20 protein-coding genes and 1 other RNA gene are annotated in these 21956 nt (G+C 44.3%); 17 read left to right on the top strand and 4 right to left on the bottom strand.

Annotated features, from left to right (window positions below):
- Positions 1 to 14: 14 nt before the first annotated feature.
- From ACJ28U_RS03610 to accA, 14 genes are all read left to right on the top strand, one after another.
- Positions 15 to 578 (top strand): SLOG family protein, encoded by a 564-nt coding sequence (locus ACJ28U_RS03610; RefSeq protein WP_099088032.1) that lies wholly within the window; start codon positions 15 to 17, stop codon positions 576 to 578.
- Between the two features lie 92 nt (positions 579 to 670).
- Entirely contained in the window at positions 671 to 1051 is a 381-nt protein-coding gene (gene gpsB / locus ACJ28U_RS03605) for a cell division regulator GpsB (RefSeq protein ID WP_010374335.1), read from the top strand.
- Positions 1052 to 1075: 24 nt separating this feature from the next.
- Positions 1076 to 1446: RNase P RNA component class B (gene rnpB / locus ACJ28U_RS03600), an RNA gene on the top strand.
- A gap of 98 nt (positions 1447 to 1544) precedes the next feature.
- Complete coding sequence (locus tag ACJ28U_RS03595; protein ID WP_099088170.1) at positions 1545 to 2675, top strand: class I SAM-dependent RNA methyltransferase; 1131 nt, start codon at positions 1545 to 1547, stop codon at positions 2673 to 2675.
- A gap of 37 nt (positions 2676 to 2712) precedes the next feature.
- Positions 2713 to 5004 carry a DNA helicase PcrA gene (pcrA, locus tag ACJ28U_RS03590; RefSeq protein WP_407618408.1) on the top strand — a complete coding sequence of 764 codons (2292 nt, stop codon included), beginning with the start codon at positions 2713 to 2715 and terminating at the stop codon, positions 5002 to 5004.
- Positions 5005 to 5027: 23 nt separating this feature from the next.
- Complete coding sequence (gene ligA / locus ACJ28U_RS03585; protein ID WP_407618407.1) at positions 5028 to 7064, top strand: NAD-dependent DNA ligase LigA; 2037 nt, start codon at positions 5028 to 5030, stop codon at positions 7062 to 7064.
- Between the two features lie 53 nt (positions 7065 to 7117).
- On the top strand, positions 7118 to 8302 hold the full coding sequence (locus tag ACJ28U_RS03580; RefSeq protein WP_407618406.1) for a CamS family sex pheromone protein: 1185 nt from the start codon (positions 7118 to 7120) through the stop codon (positions 8300 to 8302).
- Between the two features lie 104 nt (positions 8303 to 8406).
- The gene (locus ACJ28U_RS03575; protein WP_010374849.1) at positions 8407 to 9042 is read left to right on the top strand and encodes a YfbR-like 5'-deoxynucleotidase; all 636 of its coding nucleotides are present in this window, start codon (positions 8407 to 8409) and stop codon (positions 9040 to 9042) included.
- A gap of 120 nt (positions 9043 to 9162) precedes the next feature.
- Positions 9163 to 10311: a CAP domain-containing protein gene (locus tag ACJ28U_RS03570; RefSeq protein ID WP_407618405.1), complete on the top strand. Its 1149-nt coding sequence runs from the start codon at positions 9163 to 9165 to the stop codon at positions 10309 to 10311.
- 22 nt (positions 10312 to 10333) lie between these two features.
- Complete coding sequence (gene uvrB / locus ACJ28U_RS03565; protein WP_407618404.1) at positions 10334 to 12346, top strand: excinuclease ABC subunit UvrB; 2013 nt, start codon at positions 10334 to 10336, stop codon at positions 12344 to 12346.
- A gap of 80 nt (positions 12347 to 12426) precedes the next feature.
- Complete coding sequence (locus tag ACJ28U_RS03560) at positions 12427 to 12840, top strand: biotin/lipoyl-containing protein (RefSeq protein ID WP_010374855.1); 414 nt, start codon at positions 12427 to 12429, stop codon at positions 12838 to 12840.
- Between the two features lie 64 nt (positions 12841 to 12904).
- Positions 12905 to 14281, top strand: a complete 1377-nt coding sequence (locus ACJ28U_RS03555) for an acetyl/propionyl/methylcrotonyl-CoA carboxylase subunit alpha (protein ID WP_407618403.1) — start codon at positions 12905 to 12907, stop codon at positions 14279 to 14281.
- Entirely contained in the window at positions 14278 to 15132 is an 855-nt protein-coding gene (locus ACJ28U_RS03550) for an acetyl-CoA carboxylase carboxyltransferase subunit beta (RefSeq protein WP_407618402.1), read from the top strand. Before ACJ28U_RS03555 ends, ACJ28U_RS03550 begins: the two co-directional genes overlap by 4 nt.
- A complete protein-coding gene (gene accA / locus ACJ28U_RS03545; protein WP_407618401.1) occupies positions 15125 to 15898 on the top strand; it encodes a carboxyltransferase subunit alpha in 774 nt (257 codons plus the stop codon). The genes ACJ28U_RS03550 and accA overlap by 8 nt, the downstream gene beginning before the upstream one ends.
- A 42-nt stretch (positions 15899 to 15940) precedes the next feature.
- Here accA and ACJ28U_RS03540 read toward each other — a convergent pair whose 3' ends face one another.
- The 4 genes from ACJ28U_RS03540 to ACJ28U_RS03525 all read right to left on the bottom strand — a co-directional run bounded on the left by ACJ28U_RS03540 (position 15941) and on the right by ACJ28U_RS03525 (position 19194).
- Entirely contained in the window at positions 15941 to 17401 is a 1461-nt protein-coding gene (locus ACJ28U_RS03540) for a peptide MFS transporter (RefSeq protein ID WP_407618400.1), read from the bottom strand.
- A 174-nt stretch (positions 17402 to 17575) separates the two neighbouring features.
- Positions 17576 to 18343, bottom strand: coding sequence for a 6-phosphogluconolactonase (locus tag ACJ28U_RS03535; protein ID WP_407618399.1), 768 nt, complete (start codon positions 18341 to 18343; stop codon positions 17576 to 17578).
- 155 nt (positions 18344 to 18498) lie between these two features.
- Positions 18499 to 18768, bottom strand: a complete 270-nt coding sequence (locus ACJ28U_RS03530) for a hypothetical protein (RefSeq protein WP_407618398.1) — start codon at positions 18766 to 18768, stop codon at positions 18499 to 18501.
- A 3-nt stretch (positions 18769 to 18771) separates the two neighbouring features.
- Positions 18772 to 19194: an HIT family protein gene (locus ACJ28U_RS03525; protein ID WP_407618397.1), complete on the bottom strand. Its 423-nt coding sequence runs from the start codon at positions 19192 to 19194 to the stop codon at positions 18772 to 18774.
- Between the two features lie 122 nt (positions 19195 to 19316).
- On the opposite strand from ACJ28U_RS03525, the gene ACJ28U_RS03520 reads away from it, so the two are divergent.
- Genes ACJ28U_RS03520 through trmB form a run of 3 tightly spaced genes read left to right on the top strand, consistent with a single transcriptional unit; the run spans position 19317 to position 21773 of the window.
- A complete protein-coding gene (locus ACJ28U_RS03520; protein ID WP_010374871.1) occupies positions 19317 to 20018 on the top strand; it encodes an ABC transporter ATP-binding protein in 702 nt (233 codons plus the stop codon).
- Positions 20018 to 21127 carry an ABC transporter permease gene (locus ACJ28U_RS03515; RefSeq protein ID WP_407618396.1) on the top strand — a complete coding sequence of 370 codons (1110 nt, stop codon included), beginning with the start codon at positions 20018 to 20020 and terminating at the stop codon, positions 21125 to 21127. The genes ACJ28U_RS03520 and ACJ28U_RS03515 overlap by 1 nt, the downstream gene beginning before the upstream one ends.
- Positions 21111 to 21773 (top strand): tRNA (guanosine(46)-N7)-methyltransferase TrmB, encoded by a 663-nt coding sequence (trmB, locus tag ACJ28U_RS03510; protein ID WP_099088020.1) that lies wholly within the window; start codon positions 21111 to 21113, stop codon positions 21771 to 21773. The genes ACJ28U_RS03515 and trmB overlap by 17 nt, the downstream gene beginning before the upstream one ends.
- Positions 21774 to 21956: the final 183 nt, after the last annotated feature.

The following is a 21956-nucleotide window of genomic DNA, read 5'->3' as shown; positions in this document are numbered from 1 at the left end:
TATGGAGGTACACCATGGATCGCATTTGGATGACTGGCTTTCGTAGTTATGAACTAGGAGTAAATGGGGCCAAAGACCCTAAGCTAGCTGTGATTAAATTTGCCATTGAGCGATTATTACGGACAAGTATTGAAGATGGCGCGGACTGGCTGATTACTGGCGGTCAAATGGGCATCGAACAATGGGCTATTGAAGTCGCACTTGACCTACAAGCGACAGATTATCCCGAGTTTCAAATTGCATTAATGACCCCGTTTGCCAAATTTGGCGCGCAATGGAATGAAAACAACCAAGAAAAGTTGAACCAGCTAAAAAGTCGCGTCAATTTTAGTAGCACTGTTCACCAAGGTGATTTCGGTGGGCGGGCACAAATGCAGGCTTATCAGCGGTTCATGTTGACCCACACTGACAAAGGCATTATTTTCTTCGACGAAGAAGCAACTGAGTCAAAGGCCCGTTATGATGACACCGCCATGCACGAGTATGCTGAAAACTATGATTATCCAGTTACCCGCATTGATCTAGATCGGTTACAAGACTATGCCACTGAATATCAAGACTTGCAATGGGATAACTGATAAGTTGTTAAGAAATCTTCATAAACTGGTTTTGTCATGACGCCTAAAAACTGGTAAACTAGACTTATGAACTAAACGGAGGAGTCCAAGTGATGGAAAATGTTCTACACAACCGCGAAGAAATCCTGAATAAGGAATTTAAGAAGACACGTATCGGTGCCGGATACGACATGACAGATGTTGATGCCTTTTTGGACGAAATTATGACGGATTACCAAGCGTTCCAAAACAACATTAATGAGTTGTCGACGCAAAACGACAAGTTAAAGGCACAAGTTGCAGAACTAACGAAACAAGTTAGTGCTTCAGCTACGGCACCTAAGGCTACACCAGCTGCGCCAACGGCAAACACGAACATGGATATCTTGAAGCGTTTGTCTAATTTGGAACGTCGCGTCTTTGGTACACCAACGGAACCAGCTGCACCTCTTTCAACTTCTGTTGAAGAAAAGGCTACACAATCAGCCGAATAGGTGTATAATAAGTAAATGCGATGTGTTAGTGGGTAATTGCGTGTGGCTTATGTCGCATGAGGAAAGTCCATGCTCGCACTGACTGTGATGTCAGTAGTGTTCGTGCTAGCTGAAAAAATAAGGCTAGGCAGCCGATTTAATCGGTTGACGGCCAACGAAAGACCTACGGGTAACTATGGTTTAGTAGTTGTGAAAGTGCCACAGTGACGAACCGTCAAAGAAATGCGACGGGTGGAACGCGGTAAACCCCTCGAGCGGGCAACCCAAACTTTGGTAGGGGCGCTTGACCTAGCGAATTGAAGCGATGGTCGGGGAGACAGAAATGTCTGAGATAGATGATTGCCACCGGTTATAGACCGCCAATCTGTAATCGGTACAAAACATGGCTTATAGCTGACACATCAGGCAGCCGACGTCCTCGTGGCGTCGGCTTTCTTTTTGCACTAAAACCCTCATTTTGGGGGATACATACAAGAAAATGCAGGTGAAAAATATGCAAAATTTTAAATTGATGGCCACGATGGGTGCTGGACTTGAAGCGCTTGTTGCACGTGAATTGAAGGATATGGGCTACGCGACCCAAACCGAAAATGGACGTGTCTTCTTCCAAGGAACAATGGAAGATATCTATCGTACCAATCTTTGGTTACGTGTCGCTGATCGTATCAAGATCGTCGTGACTGAATTCGATGCAAAGACGTTTGATCAATTATTTGAAAAAACAAAGGCTTTTCCTTGGGAAGATTTGTTGCCTTACGATGCAGAATTCCCAGTGAATGGACGTTCGAAAAACTCAATCTTGCACTCAGTGCCAACGGTCCAAGCGATTACAAAGAAAGCCATTGTTAACCGTTTGACTGACGCTTATCACGCCCGCGGGTACTTACCTGAAACTGGTAACCGATTTGTGTTAGAAACGGCAGTTGATAAGGATCACGTCATGATCACTTTGGATACGACGGGGGATTCTTTGTTTAAGCGAGGTTACCGTACCGAAAAGGGCGGTGCGCCACTTAAGGAAACTATGGCAGCTGCCTTGGTCAATTTGGCACACTGGTTCACTGATAACCCATTCGTTGACCCAACAACTGGGTCTGGAACGATTGCAATCGAGGCGGCCTTGATTGGGCGTAACATCGCGCCTGGACTGAACCGTGAGTTTGATATCACATCATGGGACTGGTTTGATAAAAAAATCGGTGAAACTTTGAAAGCACAAGCACGTCAGTTGATTGACTTCGATGTTGAATTAGACATCACTGGTTATGATATTGACGAAAACATGATTGAAATCGCAAAGGCTAATGCCGAAGCAGCTGGAGTTGGCGAAGATATTGTCTTCAAGCAATTAGCTGCTAAAGACTGGTCAACCGATAAGATTAACGGTGTTCTTGTGGCCAATCCACCATATGGAGAACGTCTGGGTGACGAAGATGCCGCCCGTCAGTTATACAGTGAGATGGGGCACATTTACAACCACATGCCTACCTGGTCAAAGTACATTTTGACATCAGACGAAGGTTTCGAAGAAGCGTTCGGTGCGAAGGCAACTAAGAAGCGTAAGTTGTATAACGGTGCTTTGAAGGTTGATTTGTACCAATACTGGGGTAAGAAGATTCGCTAATCGTGCACAATGCACAATTTGAAAGGGGAGACAACACATGAGTTCACTACTTGATGGCATGAATGACAAACAGGCTGAGGCGGTTATGACAACGGAAGGTCCGTTGCTTATCATGGCCGGCGCCGGTTCTGGTAAGACACGCGTGTTGACTCACCGCGTCGCCCACCTAATTAAAGACTTGAACGTGATGCCTTGGCGAATTTTGGCCATTACATTTACAAACAAAGCCGCCCGTGAAATGAAGGAACGTATCGGCCAACTGGTTGACGCCGAAGATGCAGATGCGGTCTGGGTATCAACTTTCCACGCCTTAGCTGTGCGAATTTTGCGTCGTGACATCGACAAACTAGGCTACAAAAAAGATTTTTCAATCATCGATGCCGGTGCACAGCGAACACTTGTAAAGCGCATCCTGAAAGATTTGAATGTGGATATTGAAAAGTATGATCCACGTTCTGTGCTAGGTGCTATTTCCAACGCAAAAAATGCCATGGAAAAGCCGGATGCCTACACTGAAAAAGCTAATGGGCCTTTCGAAGAAATTGTAGCGAAAGCATACACTGAATATCAGCACCAACTTGCGATTGCACAATCGGTCGACTTTGATGATTTGATTATGTTAACGATTGAATTGTTGCATCAAGAGCCGGAAGTGATTGAATTCTACCAAGAAAAATTCTTATATGTGCACGTCGATGAGTATCAGGACACCAACGACGCCCAATATGAATTAGTCACGCTATTATCAGCAAAACACCGCAACTTGGCAGTTGTGGGAGACTCTGATCAGTCTATCTATGGTTGGCGTGGGGCCAACATGCAAATCATCTTGAATTTTAATAAAGATTACAAAGATGCTAAGACTGTTATGTTGGAGCAAAACTACCGTTCAACGCAAACTATTTTGGATGCTGCTAATGCAGTTATCGAACATAATAATGAACGCATTGCTAAAAATCTGTGGACTGACAATGGCATGGGCGACAAAATCACTTATTACCGCGGACAGTCTGATAAAGATGAGGCGTTGTATGTTATCGCCCAAATTCGTGATGGTGTACAAAATCAGGAACGGAATTATCGTGACTTTGCTGTGTTATACCGTACGAATGCCCAGTCACGTGGTATTGAAGAAGCTTTGGTGAAGGCCAACATGCCTTATACAATGGTGGGTGGTTCAAAGTTCTATGAGCGTAAGGAAATCCGTGATGTTCTTGCCTATTTGGCTTTAGTGACCAATCCAGCTGATAATGAAAGCTTTTTGCGCGTGGTTAATGAGCCAAAACGTGGTATTGGTAACACCTCAATCGAAAAGTTACGTGCCTTTGCCTTACAGAATGATTGGCCATTATTAGATGCCGCCACAAATGCGGTGATGATTCCAGGCTTAACAACGCGTGCCGCTAATCAACTGACGCAATTCGCTGAATTAATTAGCACGCTCCGTCAGCAGACAACATTCGACCTAAGTATTACGGATTTGACACGTCAAATTTTGGATCGTACGGGCTATGAAGAACAATTCAAAGCCTCACCAACGCCCAAAAACCAAGGTCGATTGGAAAACTTGGCAGAATTCCTATCAGTAACTGAAGAATTTGATAAGAAGTACGAACCGACGGAAGAAAGCATCTCTAAGTATGTGGACTTCTTGGGCGAATTGGCCCTTGTGTCTGACCTTGATAGTGTGGATGAGGACACAGATAACCAAGTCACTTTGATGACGTTACACGCTGCCAAAGGATTGGAATTCCCTGTGGTCTTCTTGGTTGGCATGGAAGAAAACCTCTTCCCACTATCCCGCGCAGCAGCTGACGATGCCCAACTAGAGGAAGAACGTCGATTGGCATATGTGGGGATTACGCGTGCCAAAGAGAAACTCTTTATCACTAACGCGTACTCTCGATTGCTGTATGGTCGGACGACAAGTAACGTTCCATCACGATTCATCGATGAAATTAGCCCTGAGCTGATTATGCAGCCAGCCGGTCAACAATTATCCGCTACTGCAAATCGTGACGGTGCCTTACCATTCGCACGCCGAACGCAACAAGCAACGGCAACAACGTTTGCTGGTCGACAACGTCAAGCTGCGCAAAGTGGTACGCCGTTCCGAACTACCTCGACAGTTACGTCAGCAACGCCTGGCACTGGCGCTGATAAAAAGGCCTGGACGATTGGTGACGCTGTTAGTCATAAAAAGTGGGGTGTCGGCCACGTTGTCAAAGTTTCAGGTACTGGTGAAGACCAAGAATTAGATATTGCTTTCCCTGATCAAGGGATTAAACGTTTGCTTGCTGCCTTCGCCCCAATTCAAAAGGTGGAGTAGCACTTGCAGGAGGTTATAGAACAATGGATAACTTTCAAGATATCGCAACGATGACTGTCATTGAAGCGAAAGCAGAAATTGACGCGCTACAGCAAGATTTGAAGCAATGGGCGCAAGAATATTACGAAAATGATGCGCCGTCTGTTGAAGATGCCGTCTATGACCGTGAATACAATCGATTGGAAGCGCTAGAAGCAGCCTATCCCGAGTTAGTAACGCCAGACTCAATCACGCAACAGGTTGGCGGCAAAGCCACTAAATCTGATTTGCCAAAGGTAGTTCACGACATCCCAATGCTGTCGCTAGGTGATGTCTTTTCGTTGGATGAATTGTACGACTGGCTGGCAACAACACAAAAATCATTTAACACACCGCTTAGCTATAATGCTGAGTTGAAAATTGATGGTCTTGCGATTAGTTTAATTTATGAAAACGGTGAACTGATTCAAGCGTCAACTCGGGGCGATGGTAACATCGGAGAAGACGTTACGGCAAATGTACGCCAAATTAAACGGATTCCCAAAAAACTGAATGAACCAATTTCAGTTGAAGTACGTGGCGAAGTGTATATGCCGAAAGCAGCTTTTGTGACGTTAAATGAGCAACGCGAACGTGACGGTCTGTCAACATTTGCCAATCCACGTAACGCAGCGGCAGGATCGCTACGCCAATTAGATGTCAAGGTGACAAAACAGCGCCAACTGGATGCCTTTTTATATGCTGCAGTTGACGCCGAAAATACACTTGGTGTCACAACACAAGCTGGCTTATTACAACGGTTAGCTGAACTTGGACTGCCAGCTAACCCAACGAACGCAGTTGTCGCTTCTGAAGCAGACATCGCAGCCTACATTAATGATGAAACAGCCACCCGTGATGAGTTAGCTTATGGAATCGATGGCATTGTCATCAAAGTTAATTCCCTAGCTTATCATGAGGAGTTGGGTAACACTGTTAAAGTGCCACGTTGGGCGATTGCGTATAAGTTCCCGCCCGAAGAGGCTCACACTGTTGTACGTGACATTGAATGGACCGTTGGCCGAACAGGGGCAGTTACACCAACAGCTGTGATGGATCCCGTCCAGTTGGCAGGGACAACCGTCGCCCGCGCTTCGCTACACAACCCAGATTATTTGAATAGTAAAGATATTCGAATTGGTGACACTGTGACCTTGCACAAAGCAGGGGACATTATTCCAGAAATTGGCCAGGTAATTTTGAGCCAGCGTCCAACAGATAGTGAAGTTTATCAAATGCCTTTGGGCTGCCCAGCTTGTGGTCAAGAATTGGTGCACATTGATGGTGAGGTGGCTTTGCGCTGCATTAATCCTTTCTGCCCAGCACAAGTTCAAGAGTCATTGACGCACTTTGCTTCTCGCGATGCGATGAATATTGACGGACTTGGACCAAAGATTGTTGGACAGTTACTCTCACGTAATATGATTAACCAAGTTTCTGATTTGTATCGCCTGACATTTGAACAATTGCTCACTTTGGACAAGTTCGGCGAGACATCAGCTAACAATCTATTACGCGCTATCGAAAATTCTAAACAAAATTCAGTCGAACGCCTGCTATTTGGGTTGGGTATTCGTAACGTTGGGGCAAAAGCTGCTAAGACCATTGCTGCAAAATTTGTGACATTAGATGCCATCGCCCACGCAAGTGCAGATGATATCGCAGAATTACCTGGCATGGGCTTGATTATCGGGCACAGTATTGCGCAGTATTTTGATACTGAGCATGCACAAGAGTTGGTCGCTGATTTTGAGCAACTCGGCGTTAATACGCGTTACACGCAAGCCGTTGAAATTGCAACGGATACTATCTTTTCTGATAAGAAGGTTGTTTTAACTGGTAAATTAGCGCTATTCAGTCGCTCAGAAGCGACCGCTTGGCTTGAATCTCAAGGGGCAACCGTTAGTGGTTCCGTTTCTAAAAAAACTGATTTGTTAATTGCCGGTGCTGATGCTGGATCAAAGTTAACCAAAGCACAAGAATTGGGCATAGAGATTTGGTCAGAAGCGCAATTGCGTGATAGTATGGATAACAACAACTAAAAATGAATATTTGTTGACGATAGGCAATATTTCGTCAACTAAAGGAGTAACACATGCGTGCATTAAAATGGATTGCCGGTATTCTCGGTGTTGTTGTGCTAGCAGCCGCGCTCGTGTTCTTTGGAAATTTCTTTTCAAAGAACTCATCAAACGTCGCGACAAAATCTGGCACAACAAAGTCTGCGAATTCTTCATCAAAGAAAGGCATTCAAGTCACTGGTAAAACGGATGATTCATCATACAAAACTGTCATCAAAGACGGTAAGTATTTAACAAGTAAGGCCCGTGGAATTACGGCTGGCCGAGAATCAAACAACTTCAATATGGTCAGTTTTGAAAGTGGTCTCTTGGACTTTTCAAAGGAACACTTCAATACATCTAAGTACGTGTTCCAAGAGGGACAATATCTCTCAGCTACAACGGCGACAGAGTGGTTGGATCGTAAGGCGGCCGATAATACAGATGGATTAAATCCAGAAGATAATGGTAAAACTGACGATTCACGAGCACCTTTCTACCTACAGACACTTGAAGAGCAAGATTTCATGACGCAAGATGGTAACGACTTGAAACTCGCTGGAATCGTTATCGGTATGGCTATGAATACGCAGGATGTCTACCAGAAGGAACAATGGGGTGCGAACTTTACGCAAGACATTTCAAAGGCTGACCGCATTGCGCACGGTAAGGAAATGGCTGCAGAAGTTGTCAAGCGCTACCGTGCTATAAGTGGTGTTGGTAATGATGTGCCAATTTATGTGGCAATGTACGCCCAAGCACCTGAGGATTCATTATCAGGTGGTAATTTCTATAGCTGGAGTGTTGCTAACTCGGGCGATACCTTGGGCAATTGGACTGACTTGGATCGTCAAACGGTTGTTTTGCCAATGCAAGATGGGACAACATCAGAAAAGTCCGTTGGTAGTGCTTTGAATACGAGTTTTAAGAACTTCACGGATAAGCTCCAAGGATTCTTCCCAAACTTGTCTTCAATCACTGGCCAAGCTTCTTATGATGGCTCGAATTTGAAGGGGTTGAACGTCACTGTTTCAACACAATTCTACTCAGCAACAGAAATTGAAAGCTTTGCTAACTACATTGCTGAAACAGCACCAAGTTATCTACCAAATGGCGTACCTGTACAAATTCGTATGGAGGCCTCAACTGGTATGCAAGCCTACATTATCAAGGGTGCCAATGATAGTAAGTACACTGTTACAATCCTTGGTTCATACTAAAACGTTTAACCGACAATCCCGTAAAATGGATTGTCGGTTTTTACTTGCATTTTACTAAGAATACCCGTAGTATAGAAAAAATGAAATTTTGGGGGAGTAAGAATATGGGAATGCATCAATACCTATCTGGATTAAATGAATTGGAAATGATTACGCGTGCACCGGGTTACTTCAAGTACCAACCACATTCTGTTGCAGCCCATTCATGGAAAGTAACTGAAGCTGCGCAATTTTTGGGTGACATTGAGGAACAAGCTGGCAATGAAATTGATTGGCGTATGTTGTACGAGAAGGCCTTGAATCACGATATTACGGAGCGCTTCATTGGTGATATTCGAACACCAGTTAAATACGCATCTGCAACTTTACGTCAAATGTTAGCGGATGTTGAAGATTCATTATCAGACAACTTCGTCAAAACAGAAATTCCAACGGAGCTACAAGCGGTTTACAAGCGTCGCCTTCACGAAGGCAAGGACGATACTTTGGAGGGACGTATTCTTTCCGTCGCCGACAAGGTTGATTTGTTGTACGAAGCATACGGCGAACTACAGAAGGGTAACCCTGAGCCTGTGTTCCTGGAAATTTACAAGGAAAGTCTCGCCACTATTTTCGCCTTTCGCGATATGCCAAGTGTCGCTTATTTCATCAAGGAGGTTTTGCCAGAACTATTGGCAGAACAATTTCCTGGATCAGAACAACTCCAACGTATCTACATTGGAATCTTTAATTCAAAATAGAGAATTTCCGGTATAATAATAGTAAGAGACAAAAAGCCACTGCATTCTCAGTGGCTTTTTGATTGTTTTACCAACCAGTGATGATTAATTGTAATCATTGGTATTATGGAGAGAGAATCTATGAGAGTAAGTCGCACTTTATTGTTCAGCGCAGTCGTTGTTGCTGAACTTGCGGTTGGCCTGGCAAGTCAACCCACTGTGATTTCTGCTGCACCGGCAACGGCGGAAGAAATCAATAATAATTATCAAACTGTTCGATCGACGAAAGATTCGTTGGGACACAAAATTTTTGCGCAACAGCAAATTGTGGCGAAAGACAATGCTGATGTCTATCGTATTTTAGCAAAAAAATCCGACGGATCATTTCAACAAATTGCCTCTACAAACGATAAAGGTGTGCTGAAAAAGTTGACGCATTATCGGGCGCTGCCATATATTCAAAATACGTCGGCCCTGACACCACAACAAGCATCATTAAAGTCACACACAAAATTACTGTCATTTGTGGGCGGACAATTGTCGAATAATTTGTCATTTAAAACACTGAAAACACTAAAAACCACGTTGGTAACCGCTGATGCGCAAGTGTCGATTATGGCTCCCGTCAAAAAGGGACAGTGGACAACAACACTCTACTATCATATTAAAAGTGATACTGGCGACGATGGTTATGTTAGTGCGAAAGCAGTTAAACAATTAACCGACCCCAATCAAGCAAGTAGCGCGTCGACAAATAATGCCACTTTGCCGTTTGATAAAAAGACAGCATTAAAGAAAATGACGTCTGAAATCAACGCATTACGCCAAAAAAATGGCGAAAAAAAAGTGGTATTAAATAATAAATTGCGAAAAATCGCTCGTTATCGCGCACAGCAGCAAGCCAAAATGGGGACACTCGATAACCACATGGGCATGCAGACGGCCTTTGATCGCAATGGTGGTAACACTTGGTCACTATCTGGGGAAAACCTTCAAATGGGGGACACAACCACATTTGGGACATCAGCAACTGATTTTGGTAAAAATACGGTTGCTAACTGGTACACTGATAATGGAGTTGCCAATTTTTCTCACCGAAAGCTGATGTTGTCGCCGTACATGAATCAAATTGGGGTCGCGTTAAGTGAAAAAGACGGTAAAATCTTTATCGTAACGGAATTTGGTTCAACTAAAAATATCAATCAAACTGGCATCGATGCTTGGAATGATTATTTCAAATCAACCAGCGAGACGGGGACGTTCAATCGACCAGCGCATGATCTAAACTAACAATACGGAAGCGAGGGGCAATATGATAAATCGCGATGATAGTCATGAATATGAGGTGGTTTCAAAATATGAGCCAACCGGTGACCAGCCAACAGCGATCGACAAGCTAGTAACCGGTCTTAAAAACGGGGTAAAAGAGCAAATTTTGCTAGGTGCCACCGGAACAGGAAAGACATTTACTATTTCGAATGTGATTGCCCAGGCCAACAAACCAGTTCTTGTCTTATCACATAATAAGACGCTGGCTGGCCAATTATACGGTGAATTTAAAGAGTTTTTCCCAAATAACGCGGTTGAATACTTCGTTTCTTACTATGACTACTATCAGCCCGAGGCATATGTACCATCATCTGATACCTATATTGAAAAAGACTCTTCAATCAACGATGAGATTGATAAGTTACGTAATTCTGCGACGGCTTCCTTACTTGCTCGAAACGACACCATCGTCGTGGCATCAGTCTCGTCTATTTTTGGATTAGGTAGTCCTGAACAGTATAATGACCACGTTATCAACGTCCGTGTGGGTGACGTGATTGAACGTAACGACCTCATGCGTCGCCTCGTTGATATTCAATTCCAACGTAATGATATTGACTTCCAACGTGGTCGTTTCCGCGCTCGTGGTGATGTTTTGGAAGTCTTTCCGGCATCATCTGATGCTAAGGCGTTGCGCATTGAATTCTTTGGTGATGAAGTTGACCGAATTCGTGAAGTTGATTCCCTTACTGGTGAAGTAACGGCTGACCTAGATTTGGCCACCATTTTCCCAGCTACTCACTTTATGACCAATGATGCCATTCGTGAGCGAGCACTAAAGACCATCCAAGCTGAATTGGATGCCCAGCTAAAAGTCTTTGAAGAAGAAGGCAAATTGTTGGAAGCACAACGCCTGAAGCAACGTACTGAATATGATATTGAGATGATTCGCGAAATGGGCTTCACCAGCGGCATCGAAAATTATTCACGCCACATGGACGGACGCGCCCCAGGCGAACCACCGTTCACGTTACTCGACTTTTTCCCAGATGATTTCTTAATTATTGTGGACGAGTCTCACGTAACCATGCCCCAAGTACGCGGTATGTACAAGGGTGACCGTGCTCGTAAGGAAACGTTGATTGACTTTGGATTCCGACTACCATCGGCTCTGGACAATCGACCACTACGTTTAGAAGAATTTGAAGAGCACGTTAATCAAATTATCTACATGTCAGCGACACCTGGTGATTATGAAGAAGCGCGGGTTAGCCATGATGATGTCGCCCAACAAATCATTCGTCCAACTGGACTGCTCGATCCGGAAATCGAAGTTCGGCCAGTTATGGGGCAAATTGACGACTTGTTGGGTGAAATTAACGAACGTGTCGCCAAAGATGAACGTGTGTTCGTAACGACGCTTACCAAGAAAATGGCGGAAGATTTAACCGATTACCTTGAAGATGTTGGCGTTAAGGTTAAGTACTTGCACTCTGATATTAAAACGCTTGAGCGTACTGAAATTATTCGTGATTTACGACTTGGTAAATTTGATGTTTTAGTAGGTATTAACTTGCTTCGTGAGGGAATTGACGTACCGGAAGTTTCTCTGGTCGCGATTTTAGATGCCGACAAGGAAGGGTTTTTACGTAATACTCGCTCGCTGATTCAAACAATTGGACGTGCAGCCCGTAATGAAAACGGTCACGTTATTATGTACGCCGACAACATCACTGGGTCAATGCAAGCTGCGATGGAAGAAACTGCCCGGCGTCGTACGATTCAAATGTCATATAACCAAGAACATGATATTACGCCTCATACCATCAAAAAGGAAATTCGCGGCCTGATTTCTGTCAGCCATGATACGACGGAGACTAACGAATCAACTAGCTTTACTGAAGTTGCCTTTAAGGACATGGCTCGCCCAGATCAGGAAGCAATGATCGCTAATTTGGAAGACCAAATGCGCGCAGCTGCCAAGCGATTGGACTTTGAAGAGGCCGCCAGCTTACGCGATGCTGTCATGGAACTTAAACTACAACTTGGTGTCTGACGGCATTGCACACTATGTTATAATAGTTATTGGTATTTCTGTTGTAAACACAGAAAAATATAGATTGCTAGGGGATTATCATGGATTTTAGTCTAGCTGATATTCAGGCGTTAATGCGTGATTTCGAGAATAGTTCATTGCGTGAATTCAAACTCGATACAGATGACACCCATTTATACTTGAACAAAAATGAAGCGCAAACGACACCCGTGTATCAAGCAACAACGGTTGATACACCAGTTACTGTTGATGAAACACTAACAATCACGGCCCCATTGGTTGGGACATTGTATTTAGCCTCGAAACCGGGTGTTGCAAACTTCAAGCAAGTGGGAGACCCAGTTTCGATTGGTGAAACAGTGGCAATTATCGAATCGATGAAGTTAATGACTGAGGTACACAGTGAGGTAGCCGGGACTATTGTGGCTATTAACGCTGAAAATGAAGCGGTCGTTGGTTATGACGACGTTTTGTTTACGGTACAACCGAATTAATTCATGAGAAAGAGAGGCCGGAACGTTGTTCCAGCCTCTTTTACGTTAATGGAGTTTAAAAATAATGTACAAAAAAGTATTAGTTGCTAATCGTGGTGAAATTGCAGTCCGTATCATTCGGGCTTTGCATGAGTTGAATATCAAAGCAGTGGCAATTTATAGCACTGCAGACAAAGAAGCTTTGCACGTACAACTAGCCGATGAGGCAATTGGAGTTGGCGGACCTAAGCCGCAAGATTCGTACTTAAACCGGCAAAACATTGTCAGTGCAGCCTTATTGACCGGTGCTGAAGCCGTCCACCCAGGCTATGGCTTCTTATCTGAAAATGCCATGTTTGTGAACATGTTACATGACGTTGGCATTGATTTTATCGGGCCTCGAGCTGAGACCATCGACTTGATGGGGGATAAAGCGGCGGCACGAGAAACCATGCGGGCGGCGGGCATTCCCGTCATACCGGGAAGTATCGGTACATTAGCAACGAGTCAAGAAGCTGCTGAAATTAGTGCTGAAATTGGTTATCCAGTCATGCTTAAAGCAGCCGCTGGTGGTGGTGGTAAAGGTATGCGTTTCATTCCTGACGTCACAACTTTAGTTGAACAATTCGATCGCGCCCAAGCTGAAGCAGTACGTGCTTTTGGATCCGGTGAGATGTATGTTGAAAAAGTGATGACAGACGTTCGCCACATCGAAGTTCAAATCATGCGCGATGCAACGGGACAGACCGTTTATTTTCCGGAACGTGATTGCTCTATTCAACGTAATCACCAAAAAATGATTGAAATGTCGCCTGCAGTTGGTATCACAAGTGAGATTCGCGAAAATCTAGGTCAACTGGCAGTAAAAGCCGCGAACGCTTTAAACTACGTTAATACCGGCACCTTTGAATTTCTTGCTGACCGTGATAATCATTTTTATTTTATGGAAATGAATACCCGGATCCAGGTTGAGCATCCAGTCACCGAAGCCGTGACAGGGTTAGACCTCGTCAAGATGCAAATCCTTGTGGCTGCAGGTGAACCATTGCCAGTTGCCCAACAGGATATCCAAGTTAAACAGCATGCAGTAGAAGTTCGTTTAAATGCTGAAAACCCACACAAAAACTTTCAGCCGAGCGCTGGACAAATTTCATTTAGTTACTTACCGTTTGGTGGCCCTGGCGTGCGTTTTGATTCGGCGATTTATACCGGCGAAGAAATCGCTCCCTATTATGATTCAATGATTGGTAAAGTGATTGTATCTGCCAATAGTCGCGACGAGGTCTTCACAAAGTTATCTCGTACACTGGACGAAGTGGTTATTCACGGTATTGATACTAATCTCTCAATTCAACGGGACTTGGTACATAATCAGGCCGTACAGCAAGGCATTGTCCCAATTGATTTTGTGGAAACGACATTTTTGCCGGCCTGGTCAGTAGAGGAGATTCAAGAACCATGACGCAATTATTTGAAAATAACCCGGATAAATTTAAACACACAGCACCAGCGGATGCCCGGACTCGTGGTCAAAAGGGCGACTGGGTAACTTGTGCTTTTTGTGGCGCACAACAGTATAAAGAAGAGCTTGGCGAGTTCTTAGTTTGTGGTGTTTGTGGCTATGGGTTCCGCTTAGGGGCGGCCCAACGTGCCAACATGATGACCGACAGTTTTACTGAATGGCACGCTGACATCGAAATGACAACACCGGATTTCCCTGGCTATGCCGAAAAGTTAACGCGCGCTCAGGCTGCGACTGGCCTAAAAGAGGCTGTTTTGACTGGTGAAGCCATCATTGAACATCAGCGGACTGCCTTGGCCATTATGGACGCTGGTTTCATGATGGGGTCATTAGGTGCTAAGACTGGTGCCAAGTTGGTGGCTCTATTTGATGATGCGACGGCAAACGGCTTACCAGTTATCCTTTTTTCTGCATCTGGCGGTGCGCGAATGCAGGAGGGGATTCGAAGTCTGATGCAATTAGCAAACGTTTCTGCAGCAATCGCACGGCATCGCGAGGCGGGTTTGGTATACATTGTTGTCTTAACAGATCCAACCATGGGTGGGGTCACAGCTTCCTTTGCCATGCAAGGTGACATCATCTTGTCTGAGCCACACGCTTTAGTCGGGTTTGCTGGTCGCCGAGTTATCGAACAAACAATTCATGAAACACTGCCCAAGGATTTCCAACGCGCTGAGCATATGCAAGCTAGCGGATTCATTGATGCGATTGTCGCGCGACCTGAGTTGCAACATTACCTTGGTCAGCTCTTGCGCGTACACCAAGCACCAAAGGAGGATGCCCATGTCTGACAAAACACCGATTGAAATCGTTCAGGCTTCCCGTGAAGACCGCTTTTTGGCTCGTGATATTATTGCTGGTTTGATAACAGATTTTCAAGAATTACACGGCGATCGTGCTCAAGGAGATGATCCCGCCATCATTGGGGGTGTTGGCCTGTTGGATGAACAGCCAGTTACAGTTATTGCCATCAATCGTGGTGCTGAAATCGCTGAGAAATTACAAACACGTAACGGATCACCTGAAGCAAGCGGTTATCGAAAAGCGTTGCGCTTGATGCAACAAGCCGATCGATTCAATCGACCAATCATCACCTTCATTAATACACCAGGCGCTTTTCCAGGCAAGACTGCTGAAGAAGGCGGGGTTGGTCAAGCAATTGCTGAGAGTATCTTGCAAAGCATGTCTTTTAAGGTGCCAATGATTGCCGTTATATACGGAGAAGGCGGGTCAGGTGGTGCTCTAGCACTAGCAACATCTAACCGAGTATGGATGTTTGAACACGCCATCTATGCCATGTTGTCACCAGAAGGGTTTGCATCGATTCTGTTTAAAGACGCCAAAAGAGCAGATGAAGCCGCCGCATTATTGGGCTTAACCCCGCAGGAATTGTTAGCAGCTCATGTGGTGGATCGTGTTATTCCTGAACTTGATGATCATGTTGCATTTTACGAACAACTTCGATTCGATTTAAAAAATGAAATAGCCGACTTACAAAAACTGTCGACTACAGAACTGATTGCACAACGTCAACAACGTTTTGCACAATTTTCATAAATAAAAAGGACCTCAAATGAGGTCCTTTTTATTTATAATTTATTACTCTGACAACCCGACTTGAAGTGCCTTAATCCGCTTAGAAGCAATCCAAAGCAAGAAACCAGCCACAATCGTAATACCACCGATAATCAAGAAGTAATTAATTTCTGTTGATTTTGAGTACAACTGAACTAACTGGGCATTCGCCGCTTGGGCGGTTGCATCAGATAGATTCCAAACAGTTAACATTTGTGCCTGGAATGCCACCGGCGCCATCTTTGCTGACGCTGATAGGCCAACTGGCGAGATGAGCATTTCACCAACTTCAACCAACGCCCACGAGGCAATCAACCACAGTGCGTTGAAGTGGTGATTAACGCCATACAGCATGCCTGGAAAGGCCATCCAAACAAATGATAGCCCCGCAAAAACAAGCCCTAGTGAGAATTTAACACCCGTTGATGGTTGCTTATCACGTAGCTTTTTAGACCATAGCCACACAAAGAATGGTGTAAACAACATAATGAACAAGGGATTTAATGACTGGAACCAAGATGCTGGTGCACCGTGCAAGGCTGTTTGATCAGATGCAAACAACGCCAAGACAACAGATCCTTGTTCTTCGATTGACCAGAAGAGCATCGCGGCAATAAAGAGGGGAATGTATGCCCAAACGCGCTTGCGCTCCGCTTTGGTCGTCTTATCAGAAGTTAACATGACCACAAAGTAAATAACTGGCACCAAAATTGCCACGAACGTCAGCAAATTAATGACGTTGTTAATGTTTAATGCATGCATCATGGCCATCGCGCCAATGATTACAGCGAATACGACGATAATCCCAACAATTTTACAAATCAACGGCATGATTTCTTCTGGTTGCAAAGGAGAAGGGGCTTGGTGCGCTGTGTCCTTCAAATGCTTGCGTCCATCAAGGCTGTATTGGATCAGACCGAAGAACATCCCAATCGCCGCTAATGAGAACGCAACGTGAAAATTAACATGCACTTGGAACCAACCAACCAAAAGAGGTGCGACAAACGCACCCAGATTGATACCAAACACGTAGATAGAAAAGCCGGCATCACGGCGCTCATCCCCAGGCTGATACAAGTTACCAACCATCGTGGCCACGTTCGGCTTCAATAGACCCGTTCCTAAAATAATTAAGGCAATTGATAGGAATAATCCCAGCTTAGCTAATGGAATTGCCAAGGAAATGTGCCCGAACATAATCAAGACACCACCGTAGAATACCGTTCGCCAAGGTCCAAGTACTCGGTCAGACAAGTAACCACCAATAATACCTGACAAATAAACCAATGATCCATAGATTGACATGATGGCGGCACCCGTTGCTTGGCCAAAACCTAAGCCGCCTTTATCAACCGCATAAATCATGTAAAATAGCAAAATGGCACGCATACCATAATATGAAAAACGCTCCCACATTTCGGTGAAGAACAAGGTCATCAGGCCTCGAGGTTGGCCGAAGAAGGAGGTATCACGTTTCTGTTCCATCAGAAAAAACCTCACTCTTAACAGTTACTCATTGTACTGAATTAATATTCGTAAATTTGACAATGCATTTATTTTACGCCGGTTTTTCATAGAATGCAATTTTTCTTAATTTATCTCACATTAAACAGAAAAAAGCGCCTTTGTTACCTGACAAAGACGCTTTTAATATTCTCATTATGACATCACTGCATTCGCTGGCGTAACCGTAGCTGCTGGCGTTGGCAAAATTTCTGATGCAGCTTCACGATCCAAAAGCAACGTGAAGTTAGGGTGGGTTTGCAAGATCGACGCTGGGACCTCTTCACTGATTGGACCAAAGAAAGCTTCCTTGATAATGTTCGCCTTCTTCTTACCAAACGCGATCATCACGATTTCCTTGGCGCTCATGATTGTCTTAGGCCCCATTGACACGTAACCGGCAGGAACTTTCTCTTCAGAACCAACAGAATGAACCAACGCGGCGTAAACTTGGTCATTTGCCTCAGAAGGGATATAGCGTGTCCCGTCTTCAAACTTGGTCACACCAGGCAGGTTACCTGCGTAACGACCATCTGAACCAATCCCGAGTAGCATAAAGTCCAACCCGTTAGCTTGTGCCAGACGCTCATCTAAGGTATCCCAGTTTGACAAATCCAAACGGTGGTACAAATAAGCGGGCATTTCCGCTGGATTCAAAAAGTACTTACGTAACGTTGAAGTTGTCATACCTTCTTCTGAATCTTCTTGTGGCACTTCGTCAAAGTTCCACAAGTGAAGCTTAGGCATGTTTGGATCATGAATACGTTCCGTAAACTTTTCCAAGCATTGCTCGTAAGAAGCGACAGGTGAGGTACCAGCCGTCAAGGCAATGTTACGTACCTTTGGATCATAAATTTTTTGTAGTAGAATGTGAGACGTTTCGTTTGTTACATCTTGCTTTGTATCAACAATTTCAATTCGCATATTTATTCTTTCTCCTGACTTTTGTTTCACTTAACACTTACAAGTGTAGTGGGAGAATTTGACTAATTTTTGAAGGGTACGCAAAGAATATTAGTGAGTGGTCTAGTATTGGTCCAAGCAAAAAGCGCTATCGACCATCGATAACGCTTTCACCATTATTTCTTCTTTTTAAGCGAGGCTAGTTCTGTCTGAATGCGAGCTTGCGCTTCTGCAATTCGATCCAAACGAGGCTGGTTCTTAAAATTCATTTTTTCTACTTGAATTTGTAAGTCTTTTGTAAATGCTTGGACATCGGGTACAGCCTGTTGTACATTCGCCACAGCTTCCTTTAGTTGCTTGGTACCGGCAGTTGTTCGCTTAACGGCCGCAACCCAAGCCATGACATGTTGCTTTTGTGTTTCAAAAAAGGCTTTTGCTTGATCCATTAGTTAGTCCTCCATGTGACTCGCAATCCGGTCAGCCAATGCACGATAGTCGTCTTCTGACGTTGTTTCACTGTGGTCAGGCATTGGCACATCAAAAGTATCGTCCGCGTAACGTGGAATTAAGTGGAAGTGGGAGTGGAACACCGACTGTCCTGCGGCTTCACCATTATTTGACAGAATATTCAGTCCAATAATCTTTTCATCACTTTCCTTAATTGCGCGGGCAATTTTAGGTAGCTTTGACAAAACACGCGCCGCTAACTCTTCATCGTATTCAAAAATATCTGCGACGTGTGTCTTTGGCACCATCAAGGTATGACCAGGCGTAACTTGACTCAAATCTAAAAATGCCAACACATCATCATCTTCATATACCTTATAAGCGGGGATATCACCCGCGATAATCATATCAAATACATCTGCCATGAGAATGCCTCCAAGTTTTATATATTACTTCTATTATAACGTGCTTTGTGCTGTGTGTCCGGGCGTAAATATTAAGGATTATTTGGTAAAATAGAAATAGACGAAAAAACGGAAGTGAAAATATGACATTATCAGTTAAAAATCTTTCGGGTGGTTATGGTCAATTGGCTGTACTACACGATATTTCATTCGATATTCAGGCCGGCGAATTACTAGCGTTGGTTGGATTGAACGGTTCAGGAAAGTCGACGACCATTAATCACATCATTGGTTTATTGGCGCCCAAGCAAGGGCAGATTACCCTAAATGGGGTAACGCTCCAAGCTGATCCCGTCAACTATAAATCTCAAATCGCCTACATTCCAGAACAACCAGTTTTGTACGACGAATTAACACTTCGTGAGCACCTCGCATTAACGATTGATGTATATGGATTAAATGAAGAAACTGCTTGGCAGCGTGCAACAAGTCTCTTGCACACGTTCCGCCTGGATAACAAGCTGGATTGGTTTCCAACCCATTTCTCAAAGGGTATGCGACAAAAAGTAATGATTGTCATGGCTTTTATCACTGATGCCCCATTTTTTATTATCGACGAACCATTTCTGGGGCTCGATGTGATTGCCGTTAACGATTTGTTAACACTAATTGACGCGCGCAAAGCGACTGGTACGAGCTTCTTGCTAACAACGCACGTGTTAACGACCATTGAAAACCACGCTGATCAATTCATTTATTTGCGTGATGGGCAGGTTGCCGCGCAGGGAGCCGCGCAAGACTTCGCAACATTAGTGCCGGATATGCAACCCAACGAGGTAAACTGATGGATAAGCGGCACTTATTTCAACAACGATGGACACAACAATGGCGTCTCTTCAGTAAGTACTTACGATACGTGTTTAACGACCACGCTGTCTTGGCGTTATTTTTCTTATTAGGGGCAGCTGGCCTTGCATACCGCAACCTTTGGCAACATGCGCCGATTACGCTGGAAACAAAAGCCTTGCTGTTAATTATCCTAGTCATCACTTTGGTCATCTTCAAAACACCGGCTAATTTTTTAAAACCGGCTGATCCTGTGTTCTTAATGGGTGATGAAACCGCGTTGCGACGTTTGTTCAAAACAGCTACGCTATACAGTGCAGTCATTAACGGTGTGATGCAATTTATCATGACACTTCTTTTGTGGCCGATGATGTTTCGCCTGCTGACGCCGTACTTGAGTGTGGTCATTTTAGTAACACTTGTCCTGGTGATAACTAAAATCATCCTGACAATCACCGCAGCTAAACGTATCGCAATGTATCGACAAGCCGAAGCAGGTGACATGATTGATTGGCGTGCATTAATTGCGAATGAGGAAAAAAGGCAGAATAGCATCCTAGCTTTTTTCAACTTATTTATTGATGTGCCCGGTCAACGACCAAGTATCAAGCGTCATCGTTGGGCGGATCGATTCATCGACAACTGGCCAGGCCGGCAGCAGAATCCACTCGTTAAACTAATGGTGACGACTTTCATCCGTCAGAGCCAATTTGCCGGGGTCTGGGTGCGCTTAACTGCCATCGGTATCGTAGCCGGTCTGGTTACGACAGGGTGGCTACAAACAGCTCTCTACGCGATTTTAATGTACTTGATTGTGTTGCAGGTATTACCTTTAGTCGCGAGCCATCAACAACTCGTTTTTGACCATTTATTCCCTGTTACAATTGGCCAACGTCAGCAAGCATTCCGCTTTGCCATAACACCTTGGTTAGTCTTAACCATTATGATTTGGTCGCTGGTGGGATTCGCAACGACGCCTTCTGTCACACTTCTATTACAAAATGTCATAGGACTTGTCGTAGTAGGCGTTATTTTGGTATTCTGGTATACGAATCGCAGAATTGCAAACACGTTTAGAAGGAGAAATTCACGTGCGTTTACGAAATAAAAAGTGGACAAGCCCTTGGTTGGCAGAACACACGGACTTAGTTATTACTCAGGACCGTGCAACCGGCCTACAAGGCAACTGGCAAAGCATCTTTGAAAAGGTGCAACCATTGCACGTCGAGATTGGGACTGGTAAGGGACAATTTATTATTGGCATGGCCAAGAAATACCCTGAAATTAACTTTATCGGCATGGAGATTCAAGAGGGGGCGGTTGCAGTCGCCGCACGTAAGGCCGATGAAGACCCAGCTGACTTACCTAATTTGAAATTCATTTATGGTGATGGTGCTGGCGTTGAGACGTACTTTACAAAGGGTGAAGTATCTAAACTCTTCTTGAACTTTTCTGATCCATGGCCAAAGAGTCGTCACGAGACACGTCGTTTGACGTACAAGTCATTTTTGGCCGGTTACCAAGCGGTATTGCCAGCGGGTGGAGAACTAGAGTTTAAAACCGACAACCGTGGCCTGTTTGAGTATTCATTGTATTCATTCGCTAACTACGGCATGGTCTTCTACAAGGACGGCATTTCACTGAACTTGCACGAGGACGAGGAAAAAATGCAGGATAACGTTGAGACAGAGTACGAGCAAAAGTTCGCTTCTCAAGGATTCCCAATTTACAAATTTACTGGTTCTTTCAAGTAATACAAAAAAGACGACTAATCACGTTGATTAGTCGTCTTTTTTGGTTCAAAGTCAAATGGTACTGATGACCGGTAAAATTTAATATTTTGAACCTTGCTTAGGCAGCTGATTTCACATTGTTGAGATCAGCTGCCTTTTGCTTATAGTTCATTGAGTAGAAACTATTCTTGAATGAGATAAGAA

The sequence above is a fragment of the Weissella sp. MSCH1 genome (assembly GCF_045799135.1).
Taxonomy (GTDB): domain Bacteria; phylum Bacillota; class Bacilli; order Lactobacillales; family Lactobacillaceae; genus Weissella.
Note: the sequence above shows the minus strand (reverse complement) of the source record. Positions and strands in the feature narration are given on the sequence as shown.

Coding starts and splice junctions, on each gene's coding strand:
- uvrB (WP_407618404.1), top strand. CDS start 10,334: ATGATAAATCGCGATGATAGTCATGAATATGAGGTGGTTTCAAAATAT.
- ACJ28U_RS03540 (WP_407618400.1), bottom strand. CDS start 17,401: ATGGAACAGAAACGTGATACCTCCTTCTTCGGCCAACCTCGAGGCCTG.
- ACJ28U_RS03555 (WP_407618403.1), top strand. CDS start 12,905: ATGTACAAAAAAGTATTAGTTGCTAATCGTGGTGAAATTGCAGTCCGT.
- accA (WP_407618401.1), top strand. CDS start 15,125: ATGTCTGACAAAACACCGATTGAAATCGTTCAGGCTTCCCGTGAAGAC.
- ACJ28U_RS03525 (WP_407618397.1), bottom strand. CDS start 19,194: ATGGCAGATGTATTTGATATGATTATCGCGGGTGATATCCCCGCTTAT.
- ACJ28U_RS03550 (WP_407618402.1), top strand. CDS start 14,278: ATGACGCAATTATTTGAAAATAACCCGGATAAATTTAAACACACAGCA.
- ACJ28U_RS03610 (WP_099088032.1), top strand. CDS start 15: ATGGATCGCATTTGGATGACTGGCTTTCGTAGTTATGAACTAGGAGTA.
- ACJ28U_RS03535 (WP_407618399.1), bottom strand. CDS start 18,343: ATGCGAATTGAAATTGTTGATACAAAGCAAGATGTAACAAACGAAACG.
- ACJ28U_RS03595 (WP_099088170.1), top strand. CDS start 1,545: ATGCAAAATTTTAAATTGATGGCCACGATGGGTGCTGGACTTGAAGCG.
- ACJ28U_RS03530 (WP_407618398.1), bottom strand. CDS start 18,768: ATGGATCAAGCAAAAGCCTTTTTTGAAACACAAAAGCAACATGTCATG.
- ACJ28U_RS03570 (WP_407618405.1), top strand. CDS start 9,163: ATGAGAGTAAGTCGCACTTTATTGTTCAGCGCAGTCGTTGTTGCTGAA.
- ACJ28U_RS03575 (WP_010374849.1), top strand. CDS start 8,407: ATGGGAATGCATCAATACCTATCTGGATTAAATGAATTGGAAATGATT.
- ACJ28U_RS03515 (WP_407618396.1), top strand. CDS start 20,018: ATGGATAAGCGGCACTTATTTCAACAACGATGGACACAACAATGGCGT.
- ACJ28U_RS03520 (WP_010374871.1), top strand. CDS start 19,317: ATGACATTATCAGTTAAAAATCTTTCGGGTGGTTATGGTCAATTGGCT.
- ACJ28U_RS03560 (WP_010374855.1), top strand. CDS start 12,427: ATGGATTTTAGTCTAGCTGATATTCAGGCGTTAATGCGTGATTTCGAG.
- ACJ28U_RS03580 (WP_407618406.1), top strand. CDS start 7,118: ATGCGTGCATTAAAATGGATTGCCGGTATTCTCGGTGTTGTTGTGCTA.
- gpsB (WP_010374335.1), top strand. CDS start 671: ATGGAAAATGTTCTACACAACCGCGAAGAAATCCTGAATAAGGAATTT.
- pcrA (WP_407618408.1), top strand. CDS start 2,713: ATGAGTTCACTACTTGATGGCATGAATGACAAACAGGCTGAGGCGGTT.
- ligA (WP_407618407.1), top strand. CDS start 5,028: ATGGATAACTTTCAAGATATCGCAACGATGACTGTCATTGAAGCGAAA.